Origin of the sequence: Pseudomonas sp. 91RF (genome assembly GCF_003576265.1) — a bacterium.
In the GTDB taxonomy this organism is placed as follows: domain Bacteria; phylum Pseudomonadota; class Gammaproteobacteria; order Pseudomonadales; family Pseudomonadaceae; genus Aquipseudomonas; species Aquipseudomonas kribbensis.
In genome coordinates, this window is record NZ_QWFC01000029.1 from 237,329 (window position 1) to 262,932 (window position 25,604).

A 25,604-nucleotide genomic window follows, 5' to 3' on the forward strand; every position below is an offset into this window, starting at 1 on the left:
TGCGCGCGTCTTTCCGCGCTGTCCGCCAAAGGCCTTATCAACGTCGACGCCCCATTGCATCGATCTCGCTGATCCAGTCTCGCGCCACCCCGAAAGCAATGTGAGGTCAAGGTGCGCGGGCTGCCGGTGTTGATTCCGTACGTCGCACTACCGGCCAACGGCGTCCAGGCCTCCATAAGGCTGTCCTGGCTACAGGTAAAATCGAGGCAATAAAAAACCCGGCGCGGTGGCCGGGTTTCGTTTGTCAGTCCTACACACGCAGGAATGACAGGATGGGTAAATAATGCGACATGGCGACATGACATTGCAAGCCCTTTTGAGGGACTATTTCATGCCGCCTCGCTTTCCAGCACGCCGACCGCTTCAAGCATGTGCTGCGCCTCGACCAGAGCCTCGTTCACAAGCGATTCCAAAGCCTCTTTGATCGATTTGTTCCAGCGCTGGTAAGTGCGCTCTGTAAGCCCCTGGGAATCCCAGTTCGTCATGTCGTAGTTCGAGTCGGCCAGGACGATCATCTCGCCTGGCTTTTCCTCGGCTACGGCGCGCGCATGCTTGTTGGCCCGGGCAACATCAGCGTCTGCTGCCGCGTTGCGCCAATCCCACTGCCCCTCCTCCTTGTTCTCCCGGTGTTTCGGCGCCTTGATCTGGGTTACCGCACGCTGAATTCCCTTCACCTGCTGCGGTACCGCCCAAACAAGAACGGCCTGCTGTGTGAAGCGCTGCGGTGCCGGGGTCTTCACCACGGCGACCAGCCGGCCGATGGAGTCAATCTTGCGTCCACGGTGGGTGCTGTACTTCGCCACCAGGGCGTTCCAGTGCCGCGGAGAAAGCTGGGCATGCAGGAGCTTGTGCACGATGCAGTCAGCCAGTAGAGCGGCATCCTTCCCGGATATCTCGCCCTTGAGCTTGCTAGCCTGCACCCGTGGCTCGACGCTGCACCCGCCTGAACTGTTGATCGTCTCGGCGGCCAAGGCCCGGACTACTGCTGAGATCACGTTGTGGTAATTCATGCTGCCTGCCCCTTTTTCAATTCTCGGGTCTTGGCCCGGTACTCGGCCTTGATGGTTTTGATTTCTTCAACGGTGTACTTACGGGGTTCATGAGGCCCTTCCAGCCAAGCCACGGTTTCGGCGCCGAGGCGCAGCACCAGCCGGATGCGATACTCGACCGCGTTACCGGACAGGTTGCGGTTGCACTTCACACACTGGCGGTGAATGTTCAGCGGCTCGAAGCGCAACTCGGGACAGGCGCCCACGGATCGGTAATGGCCAGCGTCCCAGCGGCTGCCGGTCATCAGATCGCTGTCGTTCGGCATCGAGTCGCAGCTGATGCACGGCAGGTGCGCGTCACGCAGACGGACGTACTCGTTGACAGCGGCCTGGGCTTCGCGCAGATGATCTGCCCTGCTCTTCAGCTTTTCCTTGCGGACCTTAATCTCACGGCGCTCACGCTGATCGATGGCCTTCCGTGCCACCTGCTGATTCGCCGGTTGCTTGGCCAGGTCCAGCGCACACTTCACGCTGCAGGCCTTCTGTGTCGAGACTGATGGTCGGAACTTGTCGCCGCAGGCCTTGCAGCTCTTCTGCTTCACTTCCTTGATGGCAGTCCGCATCAGTACCGCCCTCCCCACTTATCCCGCTCCGTCCAGCGAACGTCATGCTCGGCACCGAAGGCATGCATCAGCTCGAACAGATCACTGAACCACTTCTGCGACTGCTTGCGCGTCGACACGGCCATCACGACGAAGCCACCGTCGAGGCCTGGCTCTGCGCGTTGTTTCTCCAGCGAGGCACTGAAAAGGCACTTCCAGTCCTCGTCGCTGAGTTTCTTGCCGTACCAGATCACCTGGTTGGAAACGTCCTTGAGCATTGCCCACATCTTGCGGTTGCATACGTCTGGGCGCTTCTCGTCGCGCACTACCACGACCTTTGGCTTGGTCAGGTCAGTCGCGTACAGGACGCCGGCAAGGCGATTGATGTCGCTCCGGTCGCGGATCGTGTATTCGGGATTCATGGCGCCACCTTCACACTCAGAGCCTCGACCTGCTCCTGGAGCTGGCCGGCAGCACGCTGCAAAGCATCTACCTGCCCGCGTAGCACAGCGTTCTCCGCATTGACGTGGCTGAACTGCGTAGCGATGTGTTCTTCCAGCGAGACCTGGTCACGCTGCCAGTCGAGCTCGTCATGGAAGTAGCCGAAGCGCTCGCAAAGGCTGCGGTGGAAGTTTTTGAAGCCGGCCTCAGCCTGCTTTTTCTGGTCAGTGATATCGGTCATTGAGCCGCGCTCCTTGCTTTCAATTGTTCGGCCTGCTGAATGAGCAGCGCCCGGCGATCGGCCAGCTCGTTGGCTGCCAGAATTCGCAGTTCTGTTTTTTCCTCGGCCGAGGCTTTTCGCATGGCGAGCATCGAGTCCTTCACCGCAGCGAGCTTTTCGCGCAGCTTTGGCGTAGGCCTCGCAACTTCGCCGGTGAGCAGCGCAACGACGGCCCTACCGTCTTCAGTGACCGGAGCGACACTCAAGTCGGCCAGGTATTGCCGGGCACGCTCTTGCGGGATCCTCTGCATCTGCACAGCCTTGGTGATCGCCTGCGTGCGGCGGTTGGCGTCGAAGCCGACAGAGACATGCCAGTTCACCTGCTTGTTGTCCTCCCGGGCCTGCCCCACCAACCGCTCATAGGCGCTGTTGAACGCCATTCGCGCACCGACCTTGTCGCCGGCATCGAGGACAGGTTTCGCAGCAGCCAGCGCGAGCTGGATTTCATCGGTCAGCACCACGGTTTCGAACTCGTCGTTCGTGGTCATGGCGATCGCCCAAGCTTCGTCCTTGCCCGGGCGACCGTCGGCGGCCTGCACCCGCTGGAGAATGTCGGCCATAGCCAGCTTGCCCTTAACCTCGAAGCGGCAGGCCTTCAGCGCGGCTTTCACGGCAGGCACCGAGTAAGCGCAGAGGTCTTCGGCCATCATCGCTGCGGTGCCAGGGTTCATTTCCTGCCCCATGGCCTCGGCGGTGGCGCAGATCGCTGCAGCGAGCCCGGCAACCTGGTGATCGTTCATTTCAAAGGTACTCATTGCGCTCTCCCCCTTGGCGCTTGGCCAAGACCATTTGCGCGGCCTGCTCGGCGGCGGAGACGTTTGCCTCGGTTCGCTCCATCTGGCGGGCGGTGGTTCCGTTGATGCGCTGACCGGTTACCCACTGGGTGTGGTAGCTCTCGGCGTTGGCCAGCAGCTCGTTGAGGCTGTGGCATTTGCGCAGGACGCCGGCGTCGCTGGTCTTCAGGTAGTGAGCCGCGACGTGGTGAGCGACATCGGCGCCGAGCCGGTCGACCAGTTGGCCGAGCTGTCCGCCGACCTTGGCGTTCCACACCGGCCAGGTGATGTATCGCTTGCGGTAGGCCATGGCGTAGTTCGCCCAGACCTTGAAGGTTTTGCAGGACTGGTCTTTGGGGCCCGGCATGTCAGCGGGGATCTCAACCCGTGGAGCATCGACGCGATCAACGACCAGCACCAAGTTGCGGGACTGAGCCGGCACGACCTCGGCGGAAGCCGGGGGTGCAATTGGTTCAATGACAGGTTCATTGACTGGTTCAGAAGAGTGACAGGTTCTGGGTGCAGCACCTGCACTACCCCCTAGTGCAGGAGATTCACTAGGGGGTGAACCTGCTGCACTACCCTGGTGAATCTGCTGCACTACCCCTGGTGCAGGAGGTGCACCACCACCATCGAGGGTCAGGAAATAAACATTCGACGAATTGCCCTTCGGCCCACCCTTCCTGATTTCCTTGCGCAGCAGCCCTGACTCACACAGCGCGGTGATGTGGTTCATAACGGAACGCTTGCTGATCTCGCACTGATCGGCGATGTGTTGGTAGGACGGCCAGCACTCCCCCATATCGCTGGCATTGTCTGCCAGCTTGATGAGGACCAGCTTACGCAGCGGATTACCGACGCGGAGTTTCATGGCGGCGACCATGAGACCCATGCTCATGCGGCACCGCGCATTGCTTTATCGTGAGTGAACAACCCGTTCCAGTTCTTCTTCATGGGCAGCTCGCCGGCCAGATACAGATCGTAAAGGCGCACGGCGCCCTTCTTGAGTAGGACTGGCGTGAAGGCAATGAACGGCTCTTTGCCGTGGTGGGCGACTTCGGTTTGATGCTCGGTCATATACTTGTCGCGTGCGTACGAAGCCACACGGAAGCGCAGGCCAGATTTGCTCTCGTTGTACAGCCAACTCCGGCCCTCGAGGTACTTGCCCACCTGCATGACGTTGACCCCATTGAGGCCCTTGCAGAACTGGGTGTGGGTCATCCCTTCCTTGAACAGATTCTCCATGGAGTGGATCTTCGAGGTCTGGGCTTCGACCTGGATGGTCAACTGAAGGCGCTGCTGCTCAGCCTCAAAGGCGAGCTGAATTAGATCCATGCGAGAGAGTTCGCGAGGCTGGGCGATCTGCCCTTCCAGCTCGCGCCACCGGCGGACGACAGCCAGGCGCATCTTGGCGCTGTAACCGGTCAGAAGCGTGTCGGTCATTTCCCGATCGAGGTTGAAGCACGGAAGGCTTCGCCCCGTGCCATCTTTGTACTGGGCTGAAAACTCAGCCGAGTCGATTTCCAGTTCAGAGAACATCGATCGGATGTCAGCCAGCACGTTTTTGTGCAGCTTTCCTGTCAGCTCAGCGATTTCCACCGATGACATGGTTCGCGACACGTTTTCAGAATTCGAAAAACGTGTCGCGACATTGGTTGGGGTATTGCTGGAATTGGGTTGGCTCTGCATAATCGGGCCTCTCTAGTTTTGCGAATAAGCCGACCTTCTCCGTCGGCTTTTTTGTGCCCCGGATTCAGGCAGCCTTCACCGAGGCATCCATCACGTCCAGGCTCTGCCGAACGTGGTTGATCTCCTGACGGATCAAGTTTTTCTCGAAAGAACTGACGTGGTTGTCATCCAGCGCTTGGTGCACCGCGATAGTCAGATCGGCGACCTCTTTGCCGACGTTGATCAGTGATTTGGTCAGCGCTTGTGGCTCCGGTGCAGCTTTCGCTACGAGGTCGAAACCAAATTCACTCGCCAGTGCCGCCAGAGGGCGCATGTCTCCGGTATGTAGCAAGATCCCGAACAAGTGCTCCACCGTCAGGCGGTGTGCGTCGTTGTCCGGATTTGCGCGCTGAAGCAGGCCAACGTGCGGAACGCCCATCTTTGCAGCGAGGGTCTTGGCTTCGTTATCCAGCACAGCGCTCTGGCAGGCCCGCAGAAAATCTTCCATTCGTAAAACCTCAAATTTGTTTCCGTGGCGCCCTGCCATTGCCTGGGCGATTATTTGTTCAGGCAGCTAGCGGTGAATGCCTCAGGCTGCTGTGCGCCTGGGGCGCGCTGGGATCGGGCGAATCTCATTCGCCTCAATGCGCCCATCCTCATAAATGGTGATTTCGATGCTTCTGCCGGCTCGAACCATTTGCGAGATCGCGCTCTGGTTCACGCCGAGAGCAGCAGCGAGCGCGGCTTGAGTGCCGTGCTCTTCAAGGTATTTGCTCAAAGGGATCTTTTTCATGGAATTTCCACGGCTTGATATCTGCCATGGATAGTAGCAGCGCTGCTTTTTATCAGCAACAAAATACTAGCAGCGCTGTTTGCTTGGATATCAGCTCTGCTAATACTCTTGTCCGTATGAAAATACGCCGCCCCCTTACCCCCGAAGAAATCGCCGAGAGCACCAGGCTCAAGGCCATCTACGAACAGCGGAAATCAGCTGCAAAAGCTGCCGGGCGTAGCCTTACGCAGGCGGATGTGGCCGAGGCTTGTGGCTGGTCTGGCCAGAGTGCTTTCAGTCAATATGCAACCGGCAAGGTGCCGCTGAATGTAGAAGCGCTGCTGAAGCTCGCAAAGGCTTTGAATTTCGACGCGAGCGAGGTCAGTTCTCGACTGGTCTCTACTGTCGCCAATGTGCAGCAAGAGCGCATCCAGCCTAGTGTCAAATTAGGAAGTATAGAGACCTGGGACGATGAAACTCCGCTCGATGATGACGAGGTATACGTCCCTTTCCTCCATGAGGTGGAGCTGGCAGCCGGATCCGGAAAGTTTGCGATTGAGGAATGCGACAGCTCGCGCCTGCGCTTCTTCAAGAAAGACCTGCGCCACAATGGCGTTCAATTCAGCAACGCGAAGTGCGTGAAGGTCGGCGGGAACAGCATGATGCCAGTGCTGCGCGACGGCGCCACGGTTGGCGTTAACGTAGGGAAAAACTCGCTGAGCGATATCGTTGACGGCGAAATGTACGCCATAAACCACAACGGGCAGCTTCGCGTGAAGCAGGTCTACCGGATCCCGATCGGGATTCGCTTGCGCAGCTTTAATCGCGACGAGCATCCGGACGAGGACTACACGTTCCAACAGATCCAGGAGCAGCAGATATCGATCCTAGGGCACGTGTTCTGGTGGGCAATGTACTCGCGATAAATGCCTTGCTGTGCCGCGCAGTATCGGTTCATGGCTGACAAGATAGGGAAAATGGAGCAGGGAGATGCGATTTGCCTTTACCACAACTCGATGATCGCGGTTTCTTGCCCGCCGGTTGTCATTCCGCCACTTGGGACGAGGTCAGGCAGATGTTTTGCGTCAGCGGACATCGACGGAGCTTGATGCGCAATTTTCACCGCTTCATTGAGAGCGAACTGCGGGCAGTCGGAGACGGCCTCCCATTGATAATCGCGGGGAGCTTTTTATCTGATAAGGTAACCCCAGGTGATATCGAAACCTCCATCTACCTTCCTAACGACCAAATCGCGCAACGAGCAGGCCTTTGCTCAATAGGTTCGAAGGTCGAACACATCCGAATCAAGAAGGAGTATGGGGCAGACTTCTATGTCACCTTTGATCTGGCAGGGCAGCCAAATTTTTACGATTTCTTTCAGTATGTCGGGCCAAAGTCAGCAAGTAAAAAAGGCCTAAACGAGAAGGATCGCCGAGGAATCATTGAGGTGACACCATGGTGACGTGGGTAGAGCAAGTCCATAAGAGAGCTTCCGCGTTTCAGAATCAAATCGCGGCAGCAAGAATGTCTGAGGCCTCCAGCGGAGTGAACCTTTCAGGCATGATTGAGCTATTCCAGTACAAACTTGAAGAGCTGTACCTGGAAGAGATGCCTCTCGCTCAAATTAGAGATAACTCGGATCTTGTCTTCCACGCCGAAGGACCATCGACTGCCACAAATACACCAGGCCTGCATGCATTTAACTGGCTCTGCACATCTGCTGAAAAGCAAATCAAGCTGTTAGCCAAAGCCATTTTCAATTTGTCAGACATGGATGCAAAGCGTCTTTCTCGTAATCTCGACCTGAGATTTTCTGGCTTTGCCCCTGGCAGTATTTATGCTGGTTTTTTTGTGTCTCCGCTGCCATCGGTGATGGGTAGCGATGAGCCAGAGGCTATCTATAACGCACTTAAATTTGCCATACGTCAGCTCCCAACAATTCCAGACTTTATTGAAGATGAAGCGTTGAATTATGGAATTGCAGAACTGATACCAGATCCTGCAATGCGCGACGCGAGCTTAGAGGCAATTTTCAGGCTGTCGCCAACCGGCAAGGCAGGAATTCATACGCTAGATATTTCTTCTCCTGATGCTGGGCAAGGAGAGCTCACCACCCGTGAAAGAGTCGTTCTGAGAGAAGCCTTGCGCAAGCCGATCACCCTTAAAAAGAGGCAGGGATCGTTCGTTGGCGAAGTTCGAGAGGTTGATCTTGACTCCGGCCGATTCCATCTGAGAAACATCAACGGCGTCGGCACACTCCGGTGCGTTATGCCGGACGTATCAAGCGAGCTTGGTCAAAAAATTCTCGGAAATTTAATTTCCGTTTCGGGAGATTACGAGTGTGACGAATCAGGAAGGCCCAGGCTTATGTTCGCCTCAGAAATAACGCACGTGAAAGAGATAACTGATCAGCATTCGATAATAATAGAAAGCGACTGATCAAAGCCCGGCCCAGCGCCGGGCTTTTTCATACCCGCCCTTCCCTGTCTAACTACGATTATTTGCTCGACATTTCCGGTTCCTGGTATCGCAGCACGAACCCTTTCAAGGCTTTTTTGCTCGCCAACTCATCCATCGAGGCGCTTGCCTCTGACCGGGTGGAGAATGGCCCAAGGAAAACTCGGATCCTGCCGTCTCGCCTCGTCGTGTATGGCTTCCAGCCCGGGACATTGAGATCTTGCATTAGCTTCTCGGCTGTTTTCTCGTTACTGACAGATGCCACCTGCACAGCCCACTGGGCGCCAGGAATCTCCTTTGTCTGCTCCGGCTCTTTTGTTTTCGGGCTGGCAATCGTATAGCCGCAAACCTTACTGACGAATGGATCGGACAGATCGGAGTCGATCATTACATCGAAACCATCTGGCCTTTTCATTGCGAAGAATGGGGCGAATCCGGAATAGGCGCCAAAACCATTTTTTCCGTTCACCTCTCCACAAATACCGCCATCGGAGACCTGCCGCTCATTTCGGAACTTTGCAGAGTCAGGATCTTTCAAGCGATCAGCGACAGCTGTTCGCGCTCGATCAATATCGCTCCCCCCGCATCCCGTCACGGCGAAAGCCAGGCCCGCCACCAATAATTTGCGCATCCACACCTCCATGGTTCTGTCGCGCGATTCTATCAGTTAGCCAGTCGTCAATCAGAGCGCCGCCCAAAGCGGGCTTTTTTTACGCCCGCCGCAATTATTATTAGCAGCGCTATTTACTTTAAATAGCAGCACTGCTACTTTTATTCGCAAGCCAAGCAACAACGGCCCAGCAGCGAAAGCCGCGCCGCTCTTTAACAATCCGCGCCATAAACGATTACCCGGCTCCCGCTGGGAGGTCAGCCCCGGCCACACCTGTGGGGCGAGATGAAGTCAGGTGAACAAAATCGCGCTGCCACTACTGGCGACCGGCGATCCGATAGCCCCGAAAGGCTACCAACGCGCAGAACTGCGACGGCGGACGAGGTGTTGACCGAACTGGCGAATGACCCGGTAGGAGGCGCGAGCAATTCCCCTAGAATTACTGATGCCGCTTTTCTGAAGCGGCATCAATCCATAGCGCAGAGCTCTCCTTGCCCTAAATCTCAGATGAGGGGGACAGTCAGGGAGCGCTCTGCGGTATGGATTGAACAATCGCCGAAGTAGAAAAAATGAATTAGCAACTTGCCCGCTAGGTCAAGAATTATGAACGCAGTAAATCTGACGAGGTGACAGCAATGACGATCCAAGCAGAGACACTCGTACAACTGACCGAGGCCCTCCAGCAGCGCGGAATGAATTTGGTCTCAGATGTTCACTTTACCCGCGCGCCATACCGGCATAACCACCGCTGGATTTGCACCGTAGAGTAACCCTGCTCTTTGCCGGTGGCTTGGAATAAGACTCCACCGCCGGCCCCACTGCTACATTGCCTAGCTTCCCTATGCGCCCGCCCCCTTCCGCCGAATGCCGGTTGAGCACCGGCCAGATCGCACCCCGATGCGGACGAAACTGCGGCCTATAGCCGCCAACATGCATCAGGTGTGAATCAAAGCAACATGAGCAAGCGTGACAATTACTTCGCAGTAATGAATCCACCACAGACACTGTCCAACAAGCTCTGGCCGCCTTTGGAGTTGAAGAATTCAATCGACTGCTTCACCTCCATTTCGTACATAGGGTTCGTAGCAACCTCACGAATATGTTTCGCCATATCGTCTGATATGTCCGCTTTCTGGTCTGTCAGGAATTTTTCTAAAGTGATGCCTGCTTCTGGATGCTTTTTTGCGCACGCCTGGGTGGATGCGACAGCTACAACCGCAGTGTTGTGATCAGTGACGGCGTCACTGACGGCCGAAGCTGGAACGGCATAAGCGAAGGAAACCATTACAAGGGCCATACCAGTGCGAACTTTACTTAGGAACATTTAGATCTCCAGATCTCAAGCATTTGGCATTAATGCGAAGACATATCGGCCAAGCTCGCTGGTTCCTTGAGCAATTTAGGCGCTCCCACCTCCAACACCACCCGAATGCACTCCCCTCCGCGCCCAACGGCAACCAGCGGAGCGGATGAGTGCATCCGAGTTTTGTTGGATCAACACCCCGCCACTCTGGAGACGACCATGTCAGCTCTACGCAAGCTCATCCCGGAAGACAACTTTCTCGATACGGAGGCTGGTCAGGAATGGCTGGCCGAGTCGGTCGACGATCTGCTCTGCCGGCGCCATATCGAAGCGCCGAATCCGGTGGGCCGAAGCAAGGTTCTGGTGAACGCTGATCACCTGCCGGAAGCGCTGGCGGATCACATGGCTGCGACTCCAGACCCGGATCGGTACATCGAGAAGATCCTGATTGAGCTGATCAGGCGCGGCGACGGCGGGATCTTGCACGCCTGGGCCGTCGAAGCCGTCGGCGGTGACCCGCTGATCGTTCGAGCGTTAGCCGGCGACCTGGTCGCGGTGCACGCCAACGAGTACCGCGATGCAAAACGCGAAAGCGATCGCGTTGAACAGGAGTGCGGCTTTTGAGCCCGCACATTTTGATCGACAAGGCGCTCGATGGTGTGACCGCTCCCTTCGCCCATGAAGAAACAGGCTTGCTTGTACAGGAGCTGATCACCCGGCTCTTCACCGACGGCGCCATCACCATCGACGAGTTCAACCACTACTGCGAGCGGCTGCGCGACGTCTGTCAGCAGCGCGAGGAGACTGTATGAGTACGGCACCGGTTAAATCGCTGATTGATGAGCAACTGGACGACATCGAAAACAAGATCGCCCTACTCGGCTTTGGCCTTCCCTTCAACGAGGTGATCGGTCGCAAGCGCGAGGAGTTGGTTTCGAATCTCCCGCAACGCTTGGCGCCGTCCATGAAGGGCAAACGGATCGCTGTGAAGGTTCGACCGTGACCGGTCGCCAGCTGGCCCGCCGCATTCTGATCCGGCGTGGATCGTTCTCCGCCATCGGCGTTTTCACCTTCCTGATGCTGCTCAGCGCCCTCGCTGACCGCATCACTCAATAAACCAAGCATTAAATCGCTGCGCTGGGCGCGGCAAGGATCTCCCGTGAGCGCAGTAATGAAGCAGGACGACCAGCTTCCCGTGATGTCGGAGGCCGCACTCGTTGAAGTGCTGAGCAGCAGCCTCTACCCGGGCGCGGAAAAGAACTCGGTGGTGATGGTTCTGGCGTACTGCCAGGCCGCGCACCTGGACCCAATGCTGAAGCCCGTGCACATCGTGCCGATCTGGAACGCCAAAGCGAAAAAGATGCAGGACACCGTGATGCCAGGCATTGGCCTGTACCGCATTCAGGCTGCGCGCACCGGGCAATACGCTGGAATCAGTGACCCTGAATACGGGCCGCCGATCACCGCCAAGCTGGGCGGCGTCGATGTCACGTATCCGGAGTGGTGCCGGGTAACGGTGAAACGCCAGATGTCGAACGGCCTGGTCGCTGAGTTCACTGCCAACGAACGCTGGCTTGAAAACTACGCCACGGCCAGCAAGGACACTGCGGCCCCGAACTCGATGTGGAAGCGCCGAGCTTTCGCCCAGCTCGCCAAGTGCGCTGAGGCTCAAGCCTTGCGCAAGGCCTTCCCCGAGGTTGGATCGGCGCCGACTGCTGACGAGATGGAAGGAAAAATTTTCGAAGAGGCGCCGCGTGATGTGAGTCCGCAACGGCAGCCAGAACCTGAGCCAGAAGCCCTTCCACCCTACCCCGATGATCTTCTTACGGAAAACATCGAGAAATGGCGGCCGCTCATCGATGCAGGCAGAACCAATCCGGAGCACATCATCCTCAACGTCAGCAGCAAATATTCACTGCGCGACGACCAGATCGAAACCATCCATAACCTCAAAGCCATCGACGGAGACGCAGCATGAAAATTCACAACGTAGCTCAAGGCTCCGCCGAGTGGCACGCACTCCGCGCCCAGCACTTCACCGCCTCCGAGGCCCCAGCAATGATGGGCGCCTCGAAGTACCAAACCCGTTCCGAACTGCTGACAATGAAGAAAACCGGCATTGCGCCGGAAGTCACCCAGGCTCAGCAGTACATCTTCGACAAAGGCCACGCCACTGAAGCACTGGCCCGGCCACTGGTTGAGGTGATGATCGGCGAAGAGCTTTATCCCGTGGTCGGCACCGACGGCAACCTGCTCGCCTCCATGGACGGCGCGACGATGCTCGGCGAGACGCTGTTCGAACACAAACTCTGGAATGAATCGCTGGCTGCCCAAGTGCGGGCCGAAGATCTGGAGCCGCATTACTTCTGGCAGCTCGAGCAGCAGCTTTTGGTGAGCGGCGCCGAGCGCGTGATTTTCGTTTGTTCCGACGGCACCGCCGAAAACTTCGTGCACATGGAGTACCGGCCTGTTGCCGGCCGCGCCGCGCAGCTGGTCGAAGGCTGGAAACAGTTCGAGGCCGATCTGGCCAACTTCGAAATGGCCGAGGCGCCGTCGATTGTCGTCGGTAAGGCCCCGGACGAGCTACCAGCGCTGCGGATCGAGCTGACCGGCATGGTCACCGCGAGCAACCTCAAGGTGTTCGAGGAATCGGCACTGGCGGTCATCGACTCGGTGAAGACCGAGCTGACTACAGATCAGGACTTCGCCGACGCCAAGAAGGCCGTGAAGTGGTGTGGCGATGTTGAAGAAGCCGTCGCAACGGCGAAGAAGCAGGCGCTTTCTCAAACCCAGACCATTGACGACCTGTTTTCCTCACTGGATCGGATCAGCGCCCACGCTCGCGAGACTCGACTGAAGGTCGACAAACTGGTGAAAGCTCAAGAGCTGCTGGTGAAAACCAACATCAAGCAGAAAGCAGAGCAGTCGCTGACAGATCACGTCGCAGCGATCAACAAGACGCTGGGCCGGGTCACCCTGCCGGCAGTCGCCGCAGACTTCGCCGGCGCCATGAAGAACAAGCGAACGATCGCAAGCTTGCAGGACGCTGTCGATACTGAGCTGGCCCGGGTGAAAATCGCCGCGAGCCAGGCCGCCGATGCAATTCGCCTGAACCTGGCCAGCCTTGCCGAACTGGCGGTTGATCACGCCTTCCTGTTCAACGACGTTCAGCAGCTGGTGATGAAGGCGAACGACGACCTGGTCGCGTTGATCAAGGTGCGCATCGCGGAGCACCAGGCGGCAGAAGAGAAAAAAGCCGAAGCGCAACGGGAGGAGATCCGCCAGCAGGAGCTGAAGCGAATCGAGGACGAGGCAAAGGCCAAGTCGCCGGTCGAACAGGCTTCAATTGCAGGCCCGGCACCGGTGAAAGCTGCGGCGCCGGTTCAGTCTGCCGCGAAGCCAGCAACCACCACTGCGACGCCTCTGAACCTGCAGGCCGAGGTGTTCGACCTGGAAGCGTTGATCCATGCAGTCGCCGGCGGCCACGCCCCGATTTCGGTGTTGACCGTGGACTGGGAGAAGCTCGACGCAATGGTCGCTGCCCAGGGCGCAAACTTCAGCATGGCCGGTGTGAGACTGGTCAAGGTGGCGGCATGATCAGTCTCAATCTCAACGCGGTTCGAGCAAAACAGACAGAGTCGGATGAGATCGCCGCTGCGATGGCCGACTTCTGGAAACGGCCAGGCGGCAGCTTCAAAGAGCTGCCGACAGCTCGGATGAAGCCCAGGCCCGCGCGGCGGGACTGGATAGACCCTGAAACGGTCCTCAAGCGGCGCCCGAAGCCGATTTCTGCTGCCGACCGCAAGGCGCTGCGCAAGATGGCGGACGCACTATGAAATCAAAACGCAAACCGAACAACGGTTTCGCCCGGGCCGAACGCAGTTGCCGGGCATTGCTCAGCACCAACCACGTCGCGGTGGTGAACATCGATCCGAGCGGCAGCCAGATCATGGTGAACTGGAAGAACTGCCGGCAGATCCGGAGTCTGGCGATCGCCAACGCCCTGTTCGACTTCTCCTATCACTGGACGATCTACATCGCCGCGATGTGCCGCGATGAGCTGGGCACCGAGTATCTGAAGTCCACGGAGATCTCGCCGCAGGGCATGTACAAGGTCGAGCGCCTGACTGACGCGATCGAGCATTACTACCTGGAGCTGCGCAACGGCTGCAACCCGAACCACATTCTTGCCTCGGGATGGATCGCCATCCCGGCCGAGATCACGCTGGAAGAGGCGCAGGCCGCGAAGCTGTTCTACTCCGCCGGCGCCTGGAATCAGGTGAAGGTCGCAGCGTGAAACGAACCACCAACCGGGCGGCCACGCGCCGCCGACAGACTTGGCTGGACTTGCCGGCCAGCGGAATTGAAGAGGTAGGCTATGGCCAAGACTGGGCAAGAGAGATCGGCGAAGGCCGCCGAGAAGCGGATCGAGTACGACGAGAAGGAACTGCGGCACCGGCTACGGCTGGGCACCAGGCAGAAGCTTGAAGAACTGATGACTTGGAACGAAATCGAGGAGATCAGCGAGGCGATTCAGAACCTGATCTTGAACGCTCATTCGCTAGGGGCGACGCTTTCTTATCAGGCCATTGGAAGTCCGCGCCACAAAGTGCAGATAAGCGAAAACGTGGCGCGGATATTTCGTAATGAGAGCCTGGCGGAATTGAAGCGCGATCCAGGTGATGAGGTTATTCACCCATAGCCAGGTTTACTCTGTTACAGATCTTTCTTTGAAGTCGTCTGTTGGATTCACAATCATCGCCTGCCGAAGATGAAGAGCGTTTTCCGCATTCTCAAACGTCATCTCCCGGAGTTTCGGATCCGTCCAAACTTGCACCAAACGATCACTTCGGAAAGCCTCTAGTGAGAGTGGATGTTTGGCAAAAGGATTATGGTACACACGAAGCCCATCCGTAACTGTTTCACCTATTTCCCCGCCTTTAGTGACGATACGCTTTATGCCGTCCGGCGTTTCCCAGTGAGTAGCCACCACAGATAACGGATTCCCGGATAATGCTTCGACTTTGCCCCACGTAGCAGTGCTGCTAAACACAACCGCGCTTACATGACTGAATCTGTCACAATCGAAAAAGCCCAATTCGATCTCAGAGCCATTATCCTTTGTGACGCTTCCTAAACTTCGCCCCTCTGGGCCGTTCGGAAATTTCTCTGGATCAGCCATGTACTCATCTTCATCAACATAATAATCGAAAAGAAGAGCTTCAATTGCGCGAAACACCTGGAGATTAAACCAAGGTTGTTCAAACGGAGCTATAGCAATTACAAAAGGTCTATCACTCACGTGTGATAGCTTAGAATACTTCTCAAGATAATGACTTGACTTATTCATAAAAGCATTTGCCAGACGAATAATCGCCACTCGATTTAGCTCATTGAATTTTATTTCTCCAGGCTGAGGTGGCATGAGGGATTTACTCCACTCCGGAGCTCCATCTTGTGCTGCATTTGCGGTTGTGGCTTCTATCAAAAACTCGATGCCTTTGATCGAAACAACAAAGTCTGGAGCATGATAACTCCAATCAAACGTAGCCCCCAATTCACGCAGTGCTGCGTGCAAATATATTTCCCAAAAGCTAGAGTTAAATGTTGTTTGAAACTCTTTTACAAATTTCCCGTCTCTGTCGGGAAAGCCTTCAACCCAATTTTCTACAACTTTTCGACAATACACATTGCTGGGTAAGTTCTGGCTGATCCGCCGAAAATGTTGATGAAGTCGATCCTCACTCACCTGCGGGCTGAATAAATCCAAAGTGCATCTCCTTGATCCGGCTCCATGCCGGTCACCCGTAATACCCCAACCCAAACCAAATTGCCACCACCGGTCACGGATGGCGGCGCCTGGTAGGAGAAATTTACGACTTTGCTTTTTCTGAGCGAAAAGCTTTGCCGTACGCATAGAAGCCAGCAGTAATTTCTACAATCGCCATGACACCATAGACCACGCCGTACATGAAGGATGAAATGAGAAATGAGAGCCCAACAATGAAAAGTAATACCTCAGAAATGATCTCTGTGTTCTTTCTCCAGGATGGCCCTCGAGCTCCAACGAAACCACCTACAAATCCGATCAATAACCCGACAACAATTTTCGCGAACATCACCGCTCCTTGACCGGCACCATGCCGGGCCGAACACAAATACCCCACTTACATGAATCACGCCAGCCAGCGAGGATCACCTATGTCCGCACAACAGAAGAAACACCCCTTCGATTTCAAAACTCAATACGGACTCGGCTTCAGCACTCAGGACGATGAGATCGTTGTCGACTTCTTCTGCGGTGGTGGCGGCGCCGGTACCGGGCTGGAGATGGGCCTGGGTCGCGCGGTGAACGTGGCGAAGAACCACAGCGCTGCTGCGATCAGCATGCACACCGTGAATCACCCGGGCGCCGTGCACTACACCACCGACGTGTTCGACGGTGATCCGGACACCGAGTGCGGCGGTAAGGGGGTTGGCTGGTTCCACATGTCGCCGGACTGCACACACCACAGCCAGGCCGCCGGCGGCCAGCCGCGTAAGCGCGAGATCCGGAACCTGTCGTGGATCGGTCTGAAGTGGGCCGGCAAGAAGAAGCCCCGCGTCATCAGCCTGGAGAACGTGAAACAGATCCTCCAGTGGGGGCCGCTGATCGCCAAGCGCTGCAAGGTCACCGGCCGGGTTATCACCCTCGACCTGATACCGCATCCGACCAAACCGAAGAGCATGATCAACCGAGTCGCCGACAAGGGAGAGGTCGTGCCGGTGAACAACCAGTTCCTGGTGCCTGATCCGGCTCGGCGTGGGCAGACTTGGGCCGTCTTCGTGGCTGAGCTGGAGCGCCTGGGCTACGTCGTTGAATGGCGGATTATAAAGGCCTGCGACTACGGCGCGCCTACCAGCCGGGAACGACTGTTTATGCTCGCACGCTGCGACGGCAAGCCAATCAATTGGCCCAACCCGACCCACGCGAAGAATCCAGTCAAGGGACAGCAGAAGTGGCGCACCGCCGCCGAGTGCATCGATTGGACTGTACCGACCAAAAGCATCTTCGGGCGACCAACTCCGCTAGCGGATGCCACGCTTCGCCGAATCGCCAAGGGCATGAAGAAGTTCGTCATCGATGCCGCCGACCCGTTCATTGTGCCGATCGCGAACTGGTCCGGCGAAAGCGTTCAGTCCGCGAATGAGCCGCTGCGCACTGTGACGTCCTGGCCACGCGGCGGATCGTTCGCCATGGCCAGCCCGATCATTGCCCCAGCCACGCACCAGGGCAGCGACCGGATCAACGATCCTCACGCCCCGCTGCCGACCGTGACCTGCGCGAATCGCGGCGAGCTGACGCTGATCAGTCCGGTGATGGTCGGCGCCGGTGGCCCGGCCTATAGCGGCAAGCCAGCGTCAGCCGATCAGCCAGTCGGCACACTGATGACCCAAAACCACCGCGCGCTCGCAGCGGCGCACCTGGTCAAATTCCGGTTCTCGGATGAAGGCAAGGCCCTCGACGAGCCACTGCCGACCATGACCAGCGGGGGCAACTACCAGCGCCCGGCGGGTGCTGCCCACGCCATGGGCATCTCCACGGTGTTCATGGCCCAGATGAATGGCGGATTCAACAGCACGGACGCCAAGAACATCGAGGACCCGATGACCACGGTGACCAACACTGGCAGCCAGCAGCAGCTGGTGACGGCAAACCTGGTGCACCTGCGCGGTAACTGTGATGCGCGGGACGCTGACGATCCACTGCACACCATCAGCGCCGGCGGCACCCACCACGGGCTGGTCACAGCATTCATGGAGCGTCAGTTCGGCGCGAGCGTCGGCCAGGGAGTGGATGAGCCAGCCCCGACGATCACCGCTGGCGGGGGCGGCAAGAGCTCGCTGGTCGAATTGCAGCTATCGCCAGAGGTTGAAGCAGGTGCGCTGCGGGTCGCGGCATTCCTGATCAGCTACTACGGTACCGAGAATATGAGCGGCGCCGACGCTCCAGCGCCAACTATCACAACCAAGGATCGGCTGGGACTGGTCACAGTTACTATCAAGGGCACGCCCTACGTGATCGTCGACATCTGCCTTCGGATGCTGCAACCGGCCGAACTATACAAGGCTCAGGGCTTCCCCGGTGACTACATCATCAGTCACGGTGCCGACGGCAAGCCGTTCACCAAGACACAGCAGGTGCACATGTGCGGTAACAGCGTTAGCCCACCGCCGATGGCTGCCTTGGCGAGGGCCAACGATCCCTGGAGAGTTGCTGAAAACAATGCAGTAGCTGCCTAACCCCTTATCAGGTTGTGCTGCTTTGCTGCAAACGTTGAAAGGTTCGGTACATCACCTGTTGCCCGATTGGTAGCAATCCAAATCCTTGTCGCCTCAACATCAAGGTGCTGTTTATTTGCATCTAGCTCGGCCAGAAGAGTTCCAGATATCCGATACCGGCCGCATCCGCTGCAGTTCCAATCCCGATAATCGCCAAGTGGAGCGATGTCCTCAGCCGGTTCATTGCAAATTCGACATGCCATTTTCTGCACTCCTTGTGAATGACCATTCAACTGTAGCTGATCCCTCACCACCCTCCACCGCCCGGGCATGCCCCGGAATAGGACGCCCCATGCCCACAGAAAACCGCAACCTGAATCTCCGCACCATCGTGACAAAGTCGCGGATCGACATGATCGCAACGGTTACCCAAAAGTGCTGCGACTCCACTCTAGTAGCTATTCTCCCTCCCGCTTGAACCAAAGGGATAAGCAGAAGAGTAACAGCGACACAATCACCATAAGCACCGGCACTGAGATGAACTCAATGAAACTCCAGACTCCCAGCCATGTTTGCCATGGCCCGGAATGGAAGAGGTCGGGAATAAGAGAGGCCGGGTGACTTACCGCCCCTTTGGCCCTCATGGTCTGGTGCTCCACAAACAACAAACTTACCGGTAGAGCTGGCCAGTCACCGGAATATGCAAAGTAGGCGCATTGAGCGAGTAAAAACATCACGCTGAGGAAGAGCAGCCAATAGGAGGCTTGGCCCAGGAGCCAGCCAATCGATCGAAGAATCGCATCTTCCGTGCTTCTTTCTGTCATGAGGGTAGCCTTCTACGCGCACGCCAGCGCTTTTTCCTCTCCGTTGAAGTTTAACTGTAGTTGATCCCTAACCACCCTCCACCGCCCGGGCATGCCCCGGCATAGGACGTCAAACGTGATCAATTTTTCTGGTGAATCGACACCAATATACTTGCGCGCTTCGCAAGCGCCGATTGACTCAAGAAAATTTGCAGTGTGATTGCTGAATCGTAGCTTCATAGCGTTGACCTGTAAGGAGTCTTCGAGCGCTGAATGTCGATTGTATGATTTCCTGCATTGTCATGGTGCCAGTTGAAATCCAACTGATTCACGAAAGTTGACATCGACCAATATGCAACCTCCTGATTTGGCATCGGACCAATATGCACGCCCGTTATTGACTCGAAAGGAATTTCAACTTCTATATAGGGAATCAAAATATTTCCGCGAGGGCGAAATTTCACATCAACGTCGTCGTTAAAATCAACGCCACGTATCAATCTAACTTCTTGTTCCTCCTCAAAGCTTTGATGCTTAAAGGTCGCGGCAAGCTTAATCAAGTCAATGTATGCCGCAACACCATCATCTCCCATACGATGTGGATTCGCCTGGTGCGAGCGACCTACAGCCCTTAACGTTTCAATTACTGAAGAAAATGCAATAGCCTCTTTTTCTTTCGAACGATAACTGCAGCCCGACTTATTCTGAGTCAATAAATCCCCGTCAAACTCTATGGCGTATGAACCATATGCACGCCATTGGCTCAGTAAGTCATCCGACTGACTTAACGAGCAAACAAAAATTTGTGGCGATGCTGAAAAATCACAAAAATCGAAATTTAAATTATCATCAATGAAAGACGTCGCCGCCTCTACATATTCGGGATTTATACGATTAGCAACAGAAGGTTTTTTTAGCGCTGACAGGACGTATTCTAATCCATGCTTCATTTCTTCCGAGTCATTCAGAAAGCGTAGATCCGTTAGCCACAACTTTTTATTTGTCAAAATGGACTGTACCGCAGCGACGTCCGTGTAATGGAATAGTTTCATCAGCACCCCTCTTTGATTTCAACGCAATATACATGCGAGATATCACCATGCCCACAGAAAACAAACCGGCCGAGCCGCTGAAGGTTGAGCGCTCGACCGTCACAAAACTGGTGATCACCGGCGCGCCGCGGCTTGACCAGATCACCGTGTTCTTCGAAGACTTCGGTCGTCGCAATTGCCCAACTGAATCCGATCCGAACTACCAGACCGCCCAAGGCAAGATCACGATCAACTGCTGGGACAATAGCTGGAACGCTTACTGGGGCGGCATGGGGCCTCGCACGGTGGCGGAGTTCGTGGTGGATTGTGATTGGCACTACATCCTGAACTGCCTAGATCGCGGGATCAGCAGCACGCGGTTCAGCGGGAACGCGCTTCACGCATTTGCGAAAAAGTGCATTGTCCAGCGCCGCCGGCAACAGACCGGCCGTCACGACTGGGAACTGGATGAGCTGAGCAAGGATGAGGCGCGTGAGCTCTGGCACGACATCGATGTTTTGCGAAGCGTCGAGTCGCCAAACGAATGCTGGCATCACGACAGGCTGCTCACTGAACTGTTTGGTGATGAGTGGCACTACCCGGTTGGCGAGAAGGCGGTCGAGGAGAATCACGAATTCAACTATCTGCGCCGGGTAGTGGAAGCGGTACAGGGCGCGTTGCGCCAAGAACAGCCGCAGCAGGAGGCAGCATGAAGCGCATCTACCTCAGCGGTCCCATGACCAACATGCTGGATCTGAACTTCCCGCTGTTCCATTCCACAGCCGCCAGCCTGCGCTCTGCCGGGCACAGCGTCATCAACCCTGCCGAGCTCAACCCAGATCCGGGCACCTGGAGCGAATGCATGCGCCGCGACATCAAAGCCCTGATGGAGTGCGACACCGTTGCCACGCTGCCCGGCTGGCAGGACTCTCGCGGCGCCAGCCTTGAAGTGCACATCGGCAAGGAGCTCGGCATGACGGTTGTAAATGCCCATGATCTGGTATCGATGGAGATTGCATGATGCACAACATACAAACGCGTGAAGGTTTCGAGTTCTGGGACAAGCTGAACGCTCTACCGCGCTACGCCTTCCTGCTTTCTCCCTCCGGAAACTCGGTGCAGAAATTCGAAGACCAGGCCATGGGCAACTGGATCGATGTGCACGAAGCGCAAAAAGTCGTAGACCAGGCTCAGGACGAGATCAATCAATTCCGTGCCGAGAATACCGCCCTGCAGCTTCGCCTGAACGCAGCGGATCAGCGGATAGACGAACTGGAAAACGGTAAGCCTGCACAGCTGGATCCGCCCCAGCCCTTCACCGAGCAATTCCTCGAAGACCACCTCGGCAAACTCCCGCAGTAAGCCGTAACTCCCTCCACCTTCAAAGTCAGCCGCTATAGCGGCAAGGAATACCTATGCTCGATGCAAACATCCACCACTCATTAAACAAGCTCACTGCCAGCCAACTGGCGAAGCTGCTCGTCATGCGCAAGGGGCTTGAGTTCGGCTACGCCTACACATTCACCGACGATGATGGACAGGACAGCAACATCGACAATGCTTTTCTGTCCGCTGCACCGGGCGAACTTCTCGACACCCTGTTCGACGAAAACGAGCATGACGACGCCATCAACGAAGTGCGTTATGAGGCTGAGGAAGTTCGCGGCATCGCTTCTTGGTGTCACTACAGCTGGGAGCGAAACTACGAGGTCGACGTGAAGGCCTTCATCCTGCCCGATGGCCGTGCTCTCGCGTTTTGTGAGATGAGCGGCGGCGGCAAGCACGGCGAGCCAGACGCCTACCCCTGGGTTGAAGAAGCCAAGTTCATCAAGGTCTCCGGCGTCGAAGAGCGCATCATCAAGACATATTCGTTCGAGGATATTCCAGAAACCTCGGAGGTGACGCCATGATTGCCCTCGCCTGGTTCACCTACGTCTACTGCTACAAAGTCCGGCGTCCATGAACCGCCTGGTCAGCGTCCGCACCGAGGAACTGGCCGATCGTGCGCTGGACTGGGCAATCAACGCGATCGAGGGTAGCCAGCAGCCAGTCGCCGGCCAGCTGGATCTATTCGCCCTGCCCGACGCCGAGCATCTGATCACGAAATACGGCGTCTGGATCGATGTCGGTCACCGGCACCAATGGCTGGCCGACGCGACGAACACCCCATTCAACCGCCAGTCTGGCGAAACCCGCACCATCGCCGTGTTCCGCGCAGTGGTCTTCGCCAAGCGCGGCTCCACGGTCAAAGTCCCCGCCGAACTCCTCCAGCAGTAAATCACTACCGAATAACCACCTTCTGCCGCCGCGCGCGGCATGGAACGCTCATGAACATTCAATTTTTATCGCACGAAGAGGTTTGCGAGCTGACCGGCGCGCGGACCAAGGCAGGACAGATCCTGAACCTGAAGAAAAACGGAATCCGGCACTCTATCAAGCGCAATGGCTGGCCAGCGGTGACAACGCAGGCAGTGACGGCCGTCGGAAGCTACGAAGCTGAAAAACCAGTATGGTCGCCAAGAAAGGCAAGTTGAGATGGGACGAAGAGCAAGCAAGCCGGGCTCAATTGCCCGGTTGAGAGAGCGCAAGAAGGCCAGCGGCCGCATCTACTATTACTACGACACCGGCGGAAAAGACCGTAAAGAGATCGCGCTGGGCAGCGATTACGGCTTGGCAATCATGGAATACGCCAAGCTAGAGCGCGATCGGACAGCTGTTGACCTGGTCGCCAAGATTGTCACATTCCGCTACGTCGCAGAGAAGTACATGGTCGACGTGGTGCCCACGAAGGCGGCAAGCACCCAAAAAGACAATGCCCGCGAGCTGAAGAACCTGTTGGCGTTCTTCGACGATCCACCGGCGCCACTGGAAACAATCCAGCCGCTGCACGTACGCCAGTACCTTACTTGGCGAAAATCCGCACCCATCCGCGCAAACCGTGAGAAAGCCCTGCTAAGTGCGATCTGGAACTACGCCCGGGATAAAGGTTACACCTCCCTTGCCAACCCTTGCTCAGGCATCAAGGGCAACAAAGAAACCGGCCGGGACACCTACGTCGAAGACGAACTGTTCAAACGCGTCTACGACAAAGCAGATCCAGGACTACAAGATGCGATGGACCTGGCCTACCTGACCGGTCAAAGGGTCACAGACACCCGCATGATGGACGAGCGGGACGTCCGGGATGGCCAGATCTGGGTTTTGCAGGGAAAAACGAAGGCCAAACGGCGAATCGAGGTAATTGGCGAGCTGAAGTTTTTGATTGATCGAATCATGGCCCGGAAAGCTGGGCACAAGGTCCGCTCGACGCGGCTGATCGTGACAGAGGATGGCACTCCGATGACGGAGGCGATGTTGCGGAGGCGGTTTGATTTGGCCCGGGAGGCCGCTGGAGTTGAGAAGGCCGAGTTCCAAATGCGTGACTTACGCGCCAAGGCCGGCACCGACAAGGCGGAGTCGAGTGGCGATATCATGCAGGCCAAGGATCAACTTGGGCATACCACTGTCGTGATGACCGAGCAGTACATTCGGAATCGCAAGGGCAAAAGGGTCATGCCCACGAAGTGAATTGCGGACCACTGTCAAAATTGCGGACCGGAAACAAACAAGGGTTTGCATCAGCTTTCGCTCGCAAACCCTTGATTTAAGATGGTGCCCGAAGCCGGAATCGAACCGGCACGCCCTTACGAGCGGGGGATTTTAAGTCCCATGCGTCTACCAGTTTCGCCATTCGGGCGGTAGCGCGGTGTTGCGTAGCCCTGATGCCGGTTCACAATCCTGACAGAATGCTGCCCGTACAGCAGAGGGGGAAATATATACATCACTCCCCGGTGAAGCAAGTTGGCAAAGGCTGATTCCGAGACGAAATCTTTCACTGCGATGCCAGAAAATAAATCCATAAATCATGAATCTATAACGCTTTCTTATAGCTGGCTCTGAGGTTTGCGTCTAATCGTTGCAAACTCAAATCTGAATCCATCTATAACTCCAAGAGTTTCAATAGGTTAGCACTATTCCTTTTGTGCAAGCTACTGATTTTTATAGGCCTGTCAGCCACGCTGACTTTGACGGCGGCTGTCATTGCCCATGACAACCGGAAGCACGAGCCAACACTCTCAGAGCCTATGCCAGCGCGCACCACCGACTGCACCCCAGCCCTTCGCCTCCCATCGTTTTTTTCAGAAACAAAAAACCGGTTTTTTAGCGAGTGTTTGATAGTATCCGCCGCAGCCGATGCGAGGTGACAAGTATCGCAATACCCTTTAAGAACAAGGCGTAAACGGCTCACTAGAAGAAAAACAATTTCATCTCAATAGGCTTTGACACGGAGAGAAAGCATGAATTTTGAAGATGAGAGCATGACTACTTTCACCTGTAATATTTGCAATACCAGCAACACTATCGAAATCTCCAGACTGACCCGCGAAGAAGCTTCCTGCAACGGCTGCGGGTCCACCGTGAGAATGCGCTCGATCGTACAAGTCCTGACCACCGAGCTTTTTGGCAACAGCCTCGCCATATCCGAAATAACTCCGCCGCGCCCTGACATTTGCGGCATCGGCATGAGCTGCTGGGATGGTTATGTCAGCCGCCTCGCGCATCGCATTGCCTACAAAAACACCTTCTACCACCAGGAGCCGAGGGTCGATATCACCAACATCGACCCGGCCATGGAAGGGACACTCGACTTTATCGTCTCGAGTGACGTATTCGAGCATGTTGCTTCTCCCGTAAGCCTGGCTTTTGAAAATGCCCGACGCCTACTCAAACCAGGTGGCGTTTTTGTATTCACCGTTCCGTACTTCCACCCCGGGGAACGCGGCGTAATCACGACCGAGAACTTTCCAGACCTGCACGAATGGACCATTACCGAAAATGAAAACGGTCCGCACTTGAGGAACGTCAAGAAGAACGGTGACATCCAGTACTTTCATGACCTCGTCTATCACGGCGGCCCAGGCACCACCATTGAGATGAGAAGGTTTTCTGAGTGGTCAGTCATTGAAGAACTGAAGAAGGCTGGCTTTGACGAAATAAAGGTCTATCTCGACCCAGAGCCAAACCACGGCATTTACTGGCCGCTGGGACACTCTGCCCCTATCGCAGCAAAATTCAGCAAAGACACACCGCCTGCCGGAAAGAAGAAGTGGTTTTTCAGGTAAGTGCACGATCAGGCAAAAATTAATACCTGCCGATTTTGACCGCTGAGATTGGAGGCGTTGATGCTTTTTCCTGGAGCGTCAACGTACGGGCCATGGACAGGCCCTTGATACGCTGCCTTGCGCTCAAAGAGCGCGTACTCTCTTTCTCGCAGGCAAGAAAAAACCCCGTAGATCATTGATCTACGGGGTTTTCAAGAGTGGAGGCCGAGGTCGGAATCGAACCGGCGTAGGCGGATTTGCAATCCGCTGCATAACCATTTTGCTACTCGGCCTCAAAACATTTGCTGTCAGTAGCGCAACAACAAACGCTGTACAAACTTGGAGCGGGAAACGAGACTCGAACTCGCGACCCCGACCTTGGCAAGGTCGTGCTCTACCAACTGAGCTATTCCCGCTTGGTGTGGCGCATTCTATAGAAATCAGAAGCGCCGTCAACCCTTTGATTCAAAAA

General features: G+C 56.2%; 35 protein-coding genes and 3 tRNA genes. 20 read left to right on the forward strand and 18 right to left on the reverse strand.

Going from position 1 to position 25,604, the window contains the following annotated elements:
* Positions 1-329 precede the first annotated feature (329 nt).
* The 9 genes from DXT77_RS15700 to DXT77_RS15740 form a co-directional block, all read right to left on the reverse strand.
* Positions 330-1,010 (reverse strand): hypothetical protein, encoded by a 681-nt coding sequence (locus tag DXT77_RS15700; protein WP_119428304.1) that lies wholly within the window; start codon positions 1,008-1,010, stop codon positions 330-332.
* Entirely contained in the window at positions 1,007-1,612 is a 606-nt protein-coding gene (locus DXT77_RS15705) for a recombination protein NinG (protein ID WP_119428305.1), read from the reverse strand. The genes DXT77_RS15700 and DXT77_RS15705 overlap by 4 nt, the downstream gene beginning before the upstream one ends.
* Positions 1,612-2,013 carry a recombination protein NinB gene (locus DXT77_RS15710; RefSeq protein WP_119428306.1) on the reverse strand — a complete coding sequence of 134 codons (402 nt, stop codon included), beginning with the start codon at positions 2,011-2,013 and terminating at the stop codon, positions 1,612-1,614. The genes DXT77_RS15705 and DXT77_RS15710 overlap by 1 nt, the downstream gene beginning before the upstream one ends.
* Positions 2,010-2,273, reverse strand: coding sequence for a hypothetical protein (locus DXT77_RS15715; protein WP_119428307.1), 264 nt, complete (start codon positions 2,271-2,273; stop codon positions 2,010-2,012). Before DXT77_RS15715 ends, DXT77_RS15710 begins: the two co-directional genes overlap by 4 nt.
* Positions 2,270-3,067 (reverse strand): hypothetical protein, encoded by a 798-nt coding sequence (locus DXT77_RS15720; RefSeq protein ID WP_119428308.1) that lies wholly within the window; start codon positions 3,065-3,067, stop codon positions 2,270-2,272. The genes DXT77_RS15715 and DXT77_RS15720 overlap by 4 nt, the downstream gene beginning before the upstream one ends.
* Positions 3,054-3,983 carry a helix-turn-helix domain-containing protein gene (locus tag DXT77_RS15725; protein WP_119428309.1) on the reverse strand — a complete coding sequence of 310 codons (930 nt, stop codon included), beginning with the start codon at positions 3,981-3,983 and terminating at the stop codon, positions 3,054-3,056. Before DXT77_RS15725 ends, DXT77_RS15720 begins: the two co-directional genes overlap by 14 nt.
* A complete protein-coding gene (locus tag DXT77_RS15730) occupies positions 3,980-4,774 on the reverse strand; it encodes a Rha family transcriptional regulator (protein ID WP_119428310.1) in 795 nt (264 codons plus the stop codon). Before DXT77_RS15730 ends, DXT77_RS15725 begins: the two co-directional genes overlap by 4 nt.
* Before the next feature lie 64 nt (positions 4,775-4,838).
* The gene (locus DXT77_RS15735) at positions 4,839-5,261 is read right to left on the reverse strand and encodes a phage regulatory CII family protein (protein ID WP_119428311.1); all 423 of its coding nucleotides are present in this window, start codon (positions 5,259-5,261) and stop codon (positions 4,839-4,841) included.
* Positions 5,262-5,342: 81 nt separating this feature from the next.
* Complete coding sequence (locus DXT77_RS15740; protein ID WP_119428312.1) at positions 5,343-5,546, reverse strand: Cro/CI family transcriptional regulator; 204 nt, start codon at positions 5,544-5,546, stop codon at positions 5,343-5,345.
* 116 nt (positions 5,547-5,662) lie between these two features.
* Between DXT77_RS15740 and DXT77_RS15745 the strand changes: the two genes are divergently transcribed.
* The 3 genes from DXT77_RS15745 (at position 5,663) to DXT77_RS15755 (ending at position 7,964) form a co-directional block, all read left to right on the forward strand.
* Entirely contained in the window at positions 5,663-6,451 is a 789-nt protein-coding gene (locus DXT77_RS15745) for a S24 family peptidase (protein ID WP_119428394.1), read from the forward strand.
* A gap of 71 nt (positions 6,452-6,522) precedes the next feature.
* Complete coding sequence (locus DXT77_RS15750; protein WP_147407006.1) at positions 6,523-6,987, forward strand: hypothetical protein; 465 nt, start codon at positions 6,523-6,525, stop codon at positions 6,985-6,987.
* Complete coding sequence (locus tag DXT77_RS15755) at positions 6,981-7,964, forward strand: hypothetical protein (RefSeq protein ID WP_119428314.1); 984 nt, start codon at positions 6,981-6,983, stop codon at positions 7,962-7,964. The genes DXT77_RS15750 and DXT77_RS15755 overlap by 7 nt, the downstream gene beginning before the upstream one ends.
* A gap of 58 nt (positions 7,965-8,022) precedes the next feature.
* Here the strand turns inward: DXT77_RS15755 and DXT77_RS15760 are convergent, their stop codons facing one another.
* Both DXT77_RS15760 and DXT77_RS15765 read right to left on the reverse strand, forming a co-directional pair.
* Positions 8,023-8,613 carry an SPOR domain-containing protein gene (locus DXT77_RS15760; RefSeq protein ID WP_158593096.1) on the reverse strand — a complete coding sequence of 197 codons (591 nt, stop codon included), beginning with the start codon at positions 8,611-8,613 and terminating at the stop codon, positions 8,023-8,025.
* A gap of 952 nt (positions 8,614-9,565) precedes the next feature.
* On the reverse strand, positions 9,566-9,916 hold the full coding sequence (locus DXT77_RS15765; RefSeq protein ID WP_119428316.1) for a hypothetical protein: 351 nt from the start codon (positions 9,914-9,916) through the stop codon (positions 9,566-9,568).
* Between the two features lie 198 nt (positions 9,917-10,114).
* Between DXT77_RS15765 and DXT77_RS15770 the strand changes: the two genes are divergently transcribed.
* The 8 genes from DXT77_RS15770 (at position 10,115) to DXT77_RS15805 (ending at position 14,597) form a co-directional block, all read left to right on the forward strand.
* Positions 10,115-10,519 carry a hypothetical protein gene (locus DXT77_RS15770; RefSeq protein ID WP_119428317.1) on the forward strand — a complete coding sequence of 135 codons (405 nt, stop codon included), beginning with the start codon at positions 10,115-10,117 and terminating at the stop codon, positions 10,517-10,519.
* Positions 10,516-10,707 (forward strand): hypothetical protein, encoded by a 192-nt coding sequence (locus DXT77_RS15775; RefSeq protein WP_119428318.1) that lies wholly within the window; start codon positions 10,516-10,518, stop codon positions 10,705-10,707. The genes DXT77_RS15770 and DXT77_RS15775 overlap by 4 nt, the downstream gene beginning before the upstream one ends.
* A complete protein-coding gene (locus DXT77_RS15780) occupies positions 10,704-10,898 on the forward strand; it encodes a hypothetical protein (protein WP_119428319.1) in 195 nt (64 codons plus the stop codon). The genes DXT77_RS15775 and DXT77_RS15780 overlap by 4 nt, the downstream gene beginning before the upstream one ends.
* A gap of 168 nt (positions 10,899-11,066) precedes the next feature.
* A complete protein-coding gene (gene bet / locus DXT77_RS15785) occupies positions 11,067-11,873 on the forward strand; it encodes a phage recombination protein Bet (RefSeq protein WP_119428320.1) in 807 nt (268 codons plus the stop codon).
* Entirely contained in the window at positions 11,870-13,492 is a 1,623-nt protein-coding gene (locus DXT77_RS15790; RefSeq protein WP_119428321.1) for a YqaJ viral recombinase family protein, read from the forward strand. Before bet ends, DXT77_RS15790 begins: the two co-directional genes overlap by 4 nt.
* A complete protein-coding gene (locus DXT77_RS15795) occupies positions 13,489-13,731 on the forward strand; it encodes a hypothetical protein (RefSeq protein WP_119428322.1) in 243 nt (80 codons plus the stop codon). Before DXT77_RS15790 ends, DXT77_RS15795 begins: the two co-directional genes overlap by 4 nt.
* Entirely contained in the window at positions 13,728-14,192 is a 465-nt protein-coding gene (locus DXT77_RS15800; RefSeq protein WP_119428323.1) for a hypothetical protein, read from the forward strand. The genes DXT77_RS15795 and DXT77_RS15800 overlap by 4 nt, the downstream gene beginning before the upstream one ends.
* Positions 14,193-14,273: 81 nt before the next feature.
* Positions 14,274-14,597 (forward strand): hypothetical protein, encoded by a 324-nt coding sequence (locus DXT77_RS15805; protein WP_119428324.1) that lies wholly within the window; start codon positions 14,274-14,276, stop codon positions 14,595-14,597.
* Between the two features lie 6 nt (positions 14,598-14,603).
* Here the strand turns inward: DXT77_RS15805 and DXT77_RS15810 are convergent, their stop codons facing one another.
* Together DXT77_RS15810 and DXT77_RS15815 are read right to left on the reverse strand one after the other, a co-directional pair.
* On the reverse strand, positions 14,604-15,665 hold the full coding sequence (locus tag DXT77_RS15810; protein ID WP_119428325.1) for a hypothetical protein: 1,062 nt from the start codon (positions 15,663-15,665) through the stop codon (positions 14,604-14,606).
* 103 nt (positions 15,666-15,768) lie between these two features.
* On the reverse strand, positions 15,769-16,014 hold the full coding sequence (locus tag DXT77_RS15815) for a hypothetical protein (protein ID WP_119428326.1): 246 nt from the start codon (positions 16,012-16,014) through the stop codon (positions 15,769-15,771).
* An 82-nt stretch (positions 16,015-16,096) separates the two neighbouring features.
* On the opposite strand from DXT77_RS15815, the gene DXT77_RS15820 reads away from it, so the two are divergent.
* Positions 16,097-18,178 (forward strand): DNA cytosine methyltransferase, encoded by a 2,082-nt coding sequence (locus DXT77_RS15820; protein WP_119428327.1) that lies wholly within the window; start codon positions 16,097-16,099, stop codon positions 18,176-18,178.
* 437 nt (positions 18,179-18,615) lie between these two features.
* Here DXT77_RS15820 and DXT77_RS15825 read toward each other — a convergent pair whose 3' ends face one another.
* Together DXT77_RS15825 and DXT77_RS15830 are read right to left on the reverse strand one after the other, a co-directional pair.
* The gene (locus tag DXT77_RS15825; RefSeq protein ID WP_119428328.1) at positions 18,616-18,981 is read right to left on the reverse strand and encodes a hypothetical protein; all 366 of its coding nucleotides are present in this window, start codon (positions 18,979-18,981) and stop codon (positions 18,616-18,618) included.
* 215 nt (positions 18,982-19,196) lie between these two features.
* On the reverse strand, positions 19,197-20,012 hold the full coding sequence (locus DXT77_RS15830) for a DUF2971 domain-containing protein (RefSeq protein ID WP_119428329.1): 816 nt from the start codon (positions 20,010-20,012) through the stop codon (positions 19,197-19,199).
* A gap of 47 nt (positions 20,013-20,059) precedes the next feature.
* On the opposite strand from DXT77_RS15830, the gene DXT77_RS15835 reads away from it, so the two are divergent.
* From DXT77_RS15835 to DXT77_RS15865, 7 genes are read left to right on the forward strand one after another with little or no spacing between them, the layout of a single operon-like run.
* Entirely contained in the window at positions 20,060-20,704 is a 645-nt protein-coding gene (locus tag DXT77_RS15835) for a hypothetical protein (protein ID WP_119428330.1), read from the forward strand.
* The gene (locus tag DXT77_RS15840; RefSeq protein ID WP_119428331.1) at positions 20,701-21,012 is read left to right on the forward strand and encodes a DUF4406 domain-containing protein; all 312 of its coding nucleotides are present in this window, start codon (positions 20,701-20,703) and stop codon (positions 21,010-21,012) included. The genes DXT77_RS15835 and DXT77_RS15840 overlap by 4 nt, the downstream gene beginning before the upstream one ends.
* Positions 21,012-21,353: a hypothetical protein gene (locus tag DXT77_RS15845; protein ID WP_147407007.1), complete on the forward strand. Its 342-nt coding sequence runs from the start codon at positions 21,012-21,014 to the stop codon at positions 21,351-21,353. The genes DXT77_RS15840 and DXT77_RS15845 overlap by 1 nt, the downstream gene beginning before the upstream one ends.
* A gap of 53 nt (positions 21,354-21,406) precedes the next feature.
* The gene (locus tag DXT77_RS15850) at positions 21,407-21,901 is read left to right on the forward strand and encodes a hypothetical protein (protein WP_119428333.1); all 495 of its coding nucleotides are present in this window, start codon (positions 21,407-21,409) and stop codon (positions 21,899-21,901) included.
* 49 nt (positions 21,902-21,950) lie between these two features.
* Complete coding sequence (locus DXT77_RS15855) at positions 21,951-22,268, forward strand: hypothetical protein (RefSeq protein WP_119428334.1); 318 nt, start codon at positions 21,951-21,953, stop codon at positions 22,266-22,268.
* 50 nt (positions 22,269-22,318) lie between these two features.
* Positions 22,319-22,525, forward strand: coding sequence for a DUF4224 domain-containing protein (locus DXT77_RS15860; protein ID WP_119428335.1), 207 nt, complete (start codon positions 22,319-22,321; stop codon positions 22,523-22,525).
* A gap of 1 nt (position 22,526) precedes the next feature.
* Entirely contained in the window at positions 22,527-23,558 is a 1,032-nt protein-coding gene (locus DXT77_RS15865) for a tyrosine-type recombinase/integrase (protein ID WP_119428336.1), read from the forward strand.
* Between the two features lie 82 nt (positions 23,559-23,640).
* Here DXT77_RS15865 and DXT77_RS15870 read toward each other — a convergent pair.
* Positions 23,641-23,727: transfer RNA gene (locus tag DXT77_RS15870), tRNA-Leu, on the reverse strand.
* 601 nt (positions 23,728-24,328) lie between these two features.
* Here DXT77_RS15870 and DXT77_RS15875 point away from each other — a divergent pair.
* Positions 24,329-25,153, forward strand: a complete 825-nt coding sequence (locus tag DXT77_RS15875) for a bifunctional 2-polyprenyl-6-hydroxyphenol methylase/3-demethylubiquinol 3-O-methyltransferase UbiG (RefSeq protein ID WP_119428337.1) — start codon at positions 24,329-24,331, stop codon at positions 25,151-25,153.
* 198 nt (positions 25,154-25,351) lie between these two features.
* On the opposite strand, the gene DXT77_RS15880 is transcribed toward DXT77_RS15875, so the two are convergent.
* A tRNA-Cys gene (locus DXT77_RS15880) sits at positions 25,352-25,425 on the reverse strand.
* A gap of 47 nt (positions 25,426-25,472) precedes the next feature.
* Positions 25,473-25,548 (reverse strand) — tRNA-Gly (locus DXT77_RS15885).
* Between the last annotated feature and the right edge of the window lie 56 nt (positions 25,549-25,604).

What these genes read in the sequence shown, in the direction of transcription:
- DXT77_RS15700 (WP_119428304.1), bottom strand. Translation starts at nt 1,010, where the DNA reads ATGAATTACCACAACGTGATCTCAGCAGTAGTCCGGGCCTTGGCCGCC.
- DXT77_RS15705 (WP_119428305.1), bottom strand. Translation starts at nt 1,612, where the DNA reads ATGCGGACTGCCATCAAGGAAGTGAAGCAGAAGAGCTGCAAGGCCTGC.
- DXT77_RS15710 (WP_119428306.1), bottom strand. Translation starts at nt 2,013, where the DNA reads ATGAATCCCGAATACACGATCCGCGACCGGAGCGACATCAATCGCCTT.
- DXT77_RS15715 (WP_119428307.1), bottom strand. Translation starts at nt 2,273, where the DNA reads ATGACCGATATCACTGACCAGAAAAAGCAGGCTGAGGCCGGCTTCAAA.
- DXT77_RS15720 (WP_119428308.1), bottom strand. Translation starts at nt 3,067, where the DNA reads ATGAGTACCTTTGAAATGAACGATCACCAGGTTGCCGGGCTCGCTGCA.
- DXT77_RS15725 (WP_119428309.1), bottom strand. Translation starts at nt 3,983, where the DNA reads ATGAGCATGGGTCTCATGGTCGCCGCCATGAAACTCCGCGTCGGTAAT.
- DXT77_RS15730 (WP_119428310.1), bottom strand. Translation starts at nt 4,774, where the DNA reads ATGCAGAGCCAACCCAATTCCAGCAATACCCCAACCAATGTCGCGACA.
- DXT77_RS15735 (WP_119428311.1), bottom strand. Translation starts at nt 5,261, where the DNA reads ATGGAAGATTTTCTGCGGGCCTGCCAGAGCGCTGTGCTGGATAACGAA.
- DXT77_RS15740 (WP_119428312.1), bottom strand. Translation starts at nt 5,546, where the DNA reads ATGAAAAAGATCCCTTTGAGCAAATACCTTGAAGAGCACGGCACTCAA.
- DXT77_RS15745 (WP_119428394.1), top strand. Translation starts at nt 5,663, where the DNA reads ATGAAAATACGCCGCCCCCTTACCCCCGAAGAAATCGCCGAGAGCACC.
- DXT77_RS15755 (WP_119428314.1), top strand. Translation starts at nt 6,981, where the DNA reads ATGGTGACGTGGGTAGAGCAAGTCCATAAGAGAGCTTCCGCGTTTCAG.
- DXT77_RS15760 (WP_158593096.1), bottom strand. Translation starts at nt 8,613, where the DNA reads ATGCGCAAATTATTGGTGGCGGGCCTGGCTTTCGCCGTGACGGGATGC.
- DXT77_RS15765 (WP_119428316.1), bottom strand. Translation starts at nt 9,916, where the DNA reads ATGTTCCTAAGTAAAGTTCGCACTGGTATGGCCCTTGTAATGGTTTCC.
- DXT77_RS15770 (WP_119428317.1), top strand. Translation starts at nt 10,115, where the DNA reads ATGTCAGCTCTACGCAAGCTCATCCCGGAAGACAACTTTCTCGATACG.
- DXT77_RS15780 (WP_119428319.1), top strand. Translation starts at nt 10,704, where the DNA reads ATGAGTACGGCACCGGTTAAATCGCTGATTGATGAGCAACTGGACGAC.
- bet (WP_119428320.1), top strand. Translation starts at nt 11,067, where the DNA reads ATGAAGCAGGACGACCAGCTTCCCGTGATGTCGGAGGCCGCACTCGTT.
- DXT77_RS15790 (WP_119428321.1), top strand. Translation starts at nt 11,870, where the DNA reads ATGAAAATTCACAACGTAGCTCAAGGCTCCGCCGAGTGGCACGCACTC.
- DXT77_RS15795 (WP_119428322.1), top strand. Translation starts at nt 13,489, where the DNA reads ATGATCAGTCTCAATCTCAACGCGGTTCGAGCAAAACAGACAGAGTCG.
- DXT77_RS15800 (WP_119428323.1), top strand. Translation starts at nt 13,728, where the DNA reads ATGAAATCAAAACGCAAACCGAACAACGGTTTCGCCCGGGCCGAACGC.
- DXT77_RS15805 (WP_119428324.1), top strand. Translation starts at nt 14,274, where the DNA reads ATGGCCAAGACTGGGCAAGAGAGATCGGCGAAGGCCGCCGAGAAGCGG.
- DXT77_RS15815 (WP_119428326.1), bottom strand. Translation starts at nt 16,014, where the DNA reads ATGTTCGCGAAAATTGTTGTCGGGTTATTGATCGGATTTGTAGGTGGT.
- DXT77_RS15820 (WP_119428327.1), top strand. Translation starts at nt 16,097, where the DNA reads ATGTCCGCACAACAGAAGAAACACCCCTTCGATTTCAAAACTCAATAC.
- DXT77_RS15825 (WP_119428328.1), bottom strand. Translation starts at nt 18,981, where the DNA reads ATGACAGAAAGAAGCACGGAAGATGCGATTCTTCGATCGATTGGCTGG.
- DXT77_RS15830 (WP_119428329.1), bottom strand. Translation starts at nt 20,012, where the DNA reads ATGAAACTATTCCATTACACGGACGTCGCTGCGGTACAGTCCATTTTG.
- DXT77_RS15835 (WP_119428330.1), top strand. Translation starts at nt 20,060, where the DNA reads ATGCCCACAGAAAACAAACCGGCCGAGCCGCTGAAGGTTGAGCGCTCG.
- DXT77_RS15840 (WP_119428331.1), top strand. Translation starts at nt 20,701, where the DNA reads ATGAAGCGCATCTACCTCAGCGGTCCCATGACCAACATGCTGGATCTG.
- DXT77_RS15845 (WP_147407007.1), top strand. Translation starts at nt 21,012, where the DNA reads ATGCACAACATACAAACGCGTGAAGGTTTCGAGTTCTGGGACAAGCTG.
- DXT77_RS15850 (WP_119428333.1), top strand. Translation starts at nt 21,407, where the DNA reads ATGCTCGATGCAAACATCCACCACTCATTAAACAAGCTCACTGCCAGC.
- DXT77_RS15855 (WP_119428334.1), top strand. Translation starts at nt 21,951, where the DNA reads ATGAACCGCCTGGTCAGCGTCCGCACCGAGGAACTGGCCGATCGTGCG.
- DXT77_RS15860 (WP_119428335.1), top strand. Translation starts at nt 22,319, where the DNA reads ATGAACATTCAATTTTTATCGCACGAAGAGGTTTGCGAGCTGACCGGC.
- DXT77_RS15865 (WP_119428336.1), top strand. Translation starts at nt 22,527, where the DNA reads ATGGGACGAAGAGCAAGCAAGCCGGGCTCAATTGCCCGGTTGAGAGAG.
- DXT77_RS15875 (WP_119428337.1), top strand. Translation starts at nt 24,329, where the DNA reads ATGAATTTTGAAGATGAGAGCATGACTACTTTCACCTGTAATATTTGC.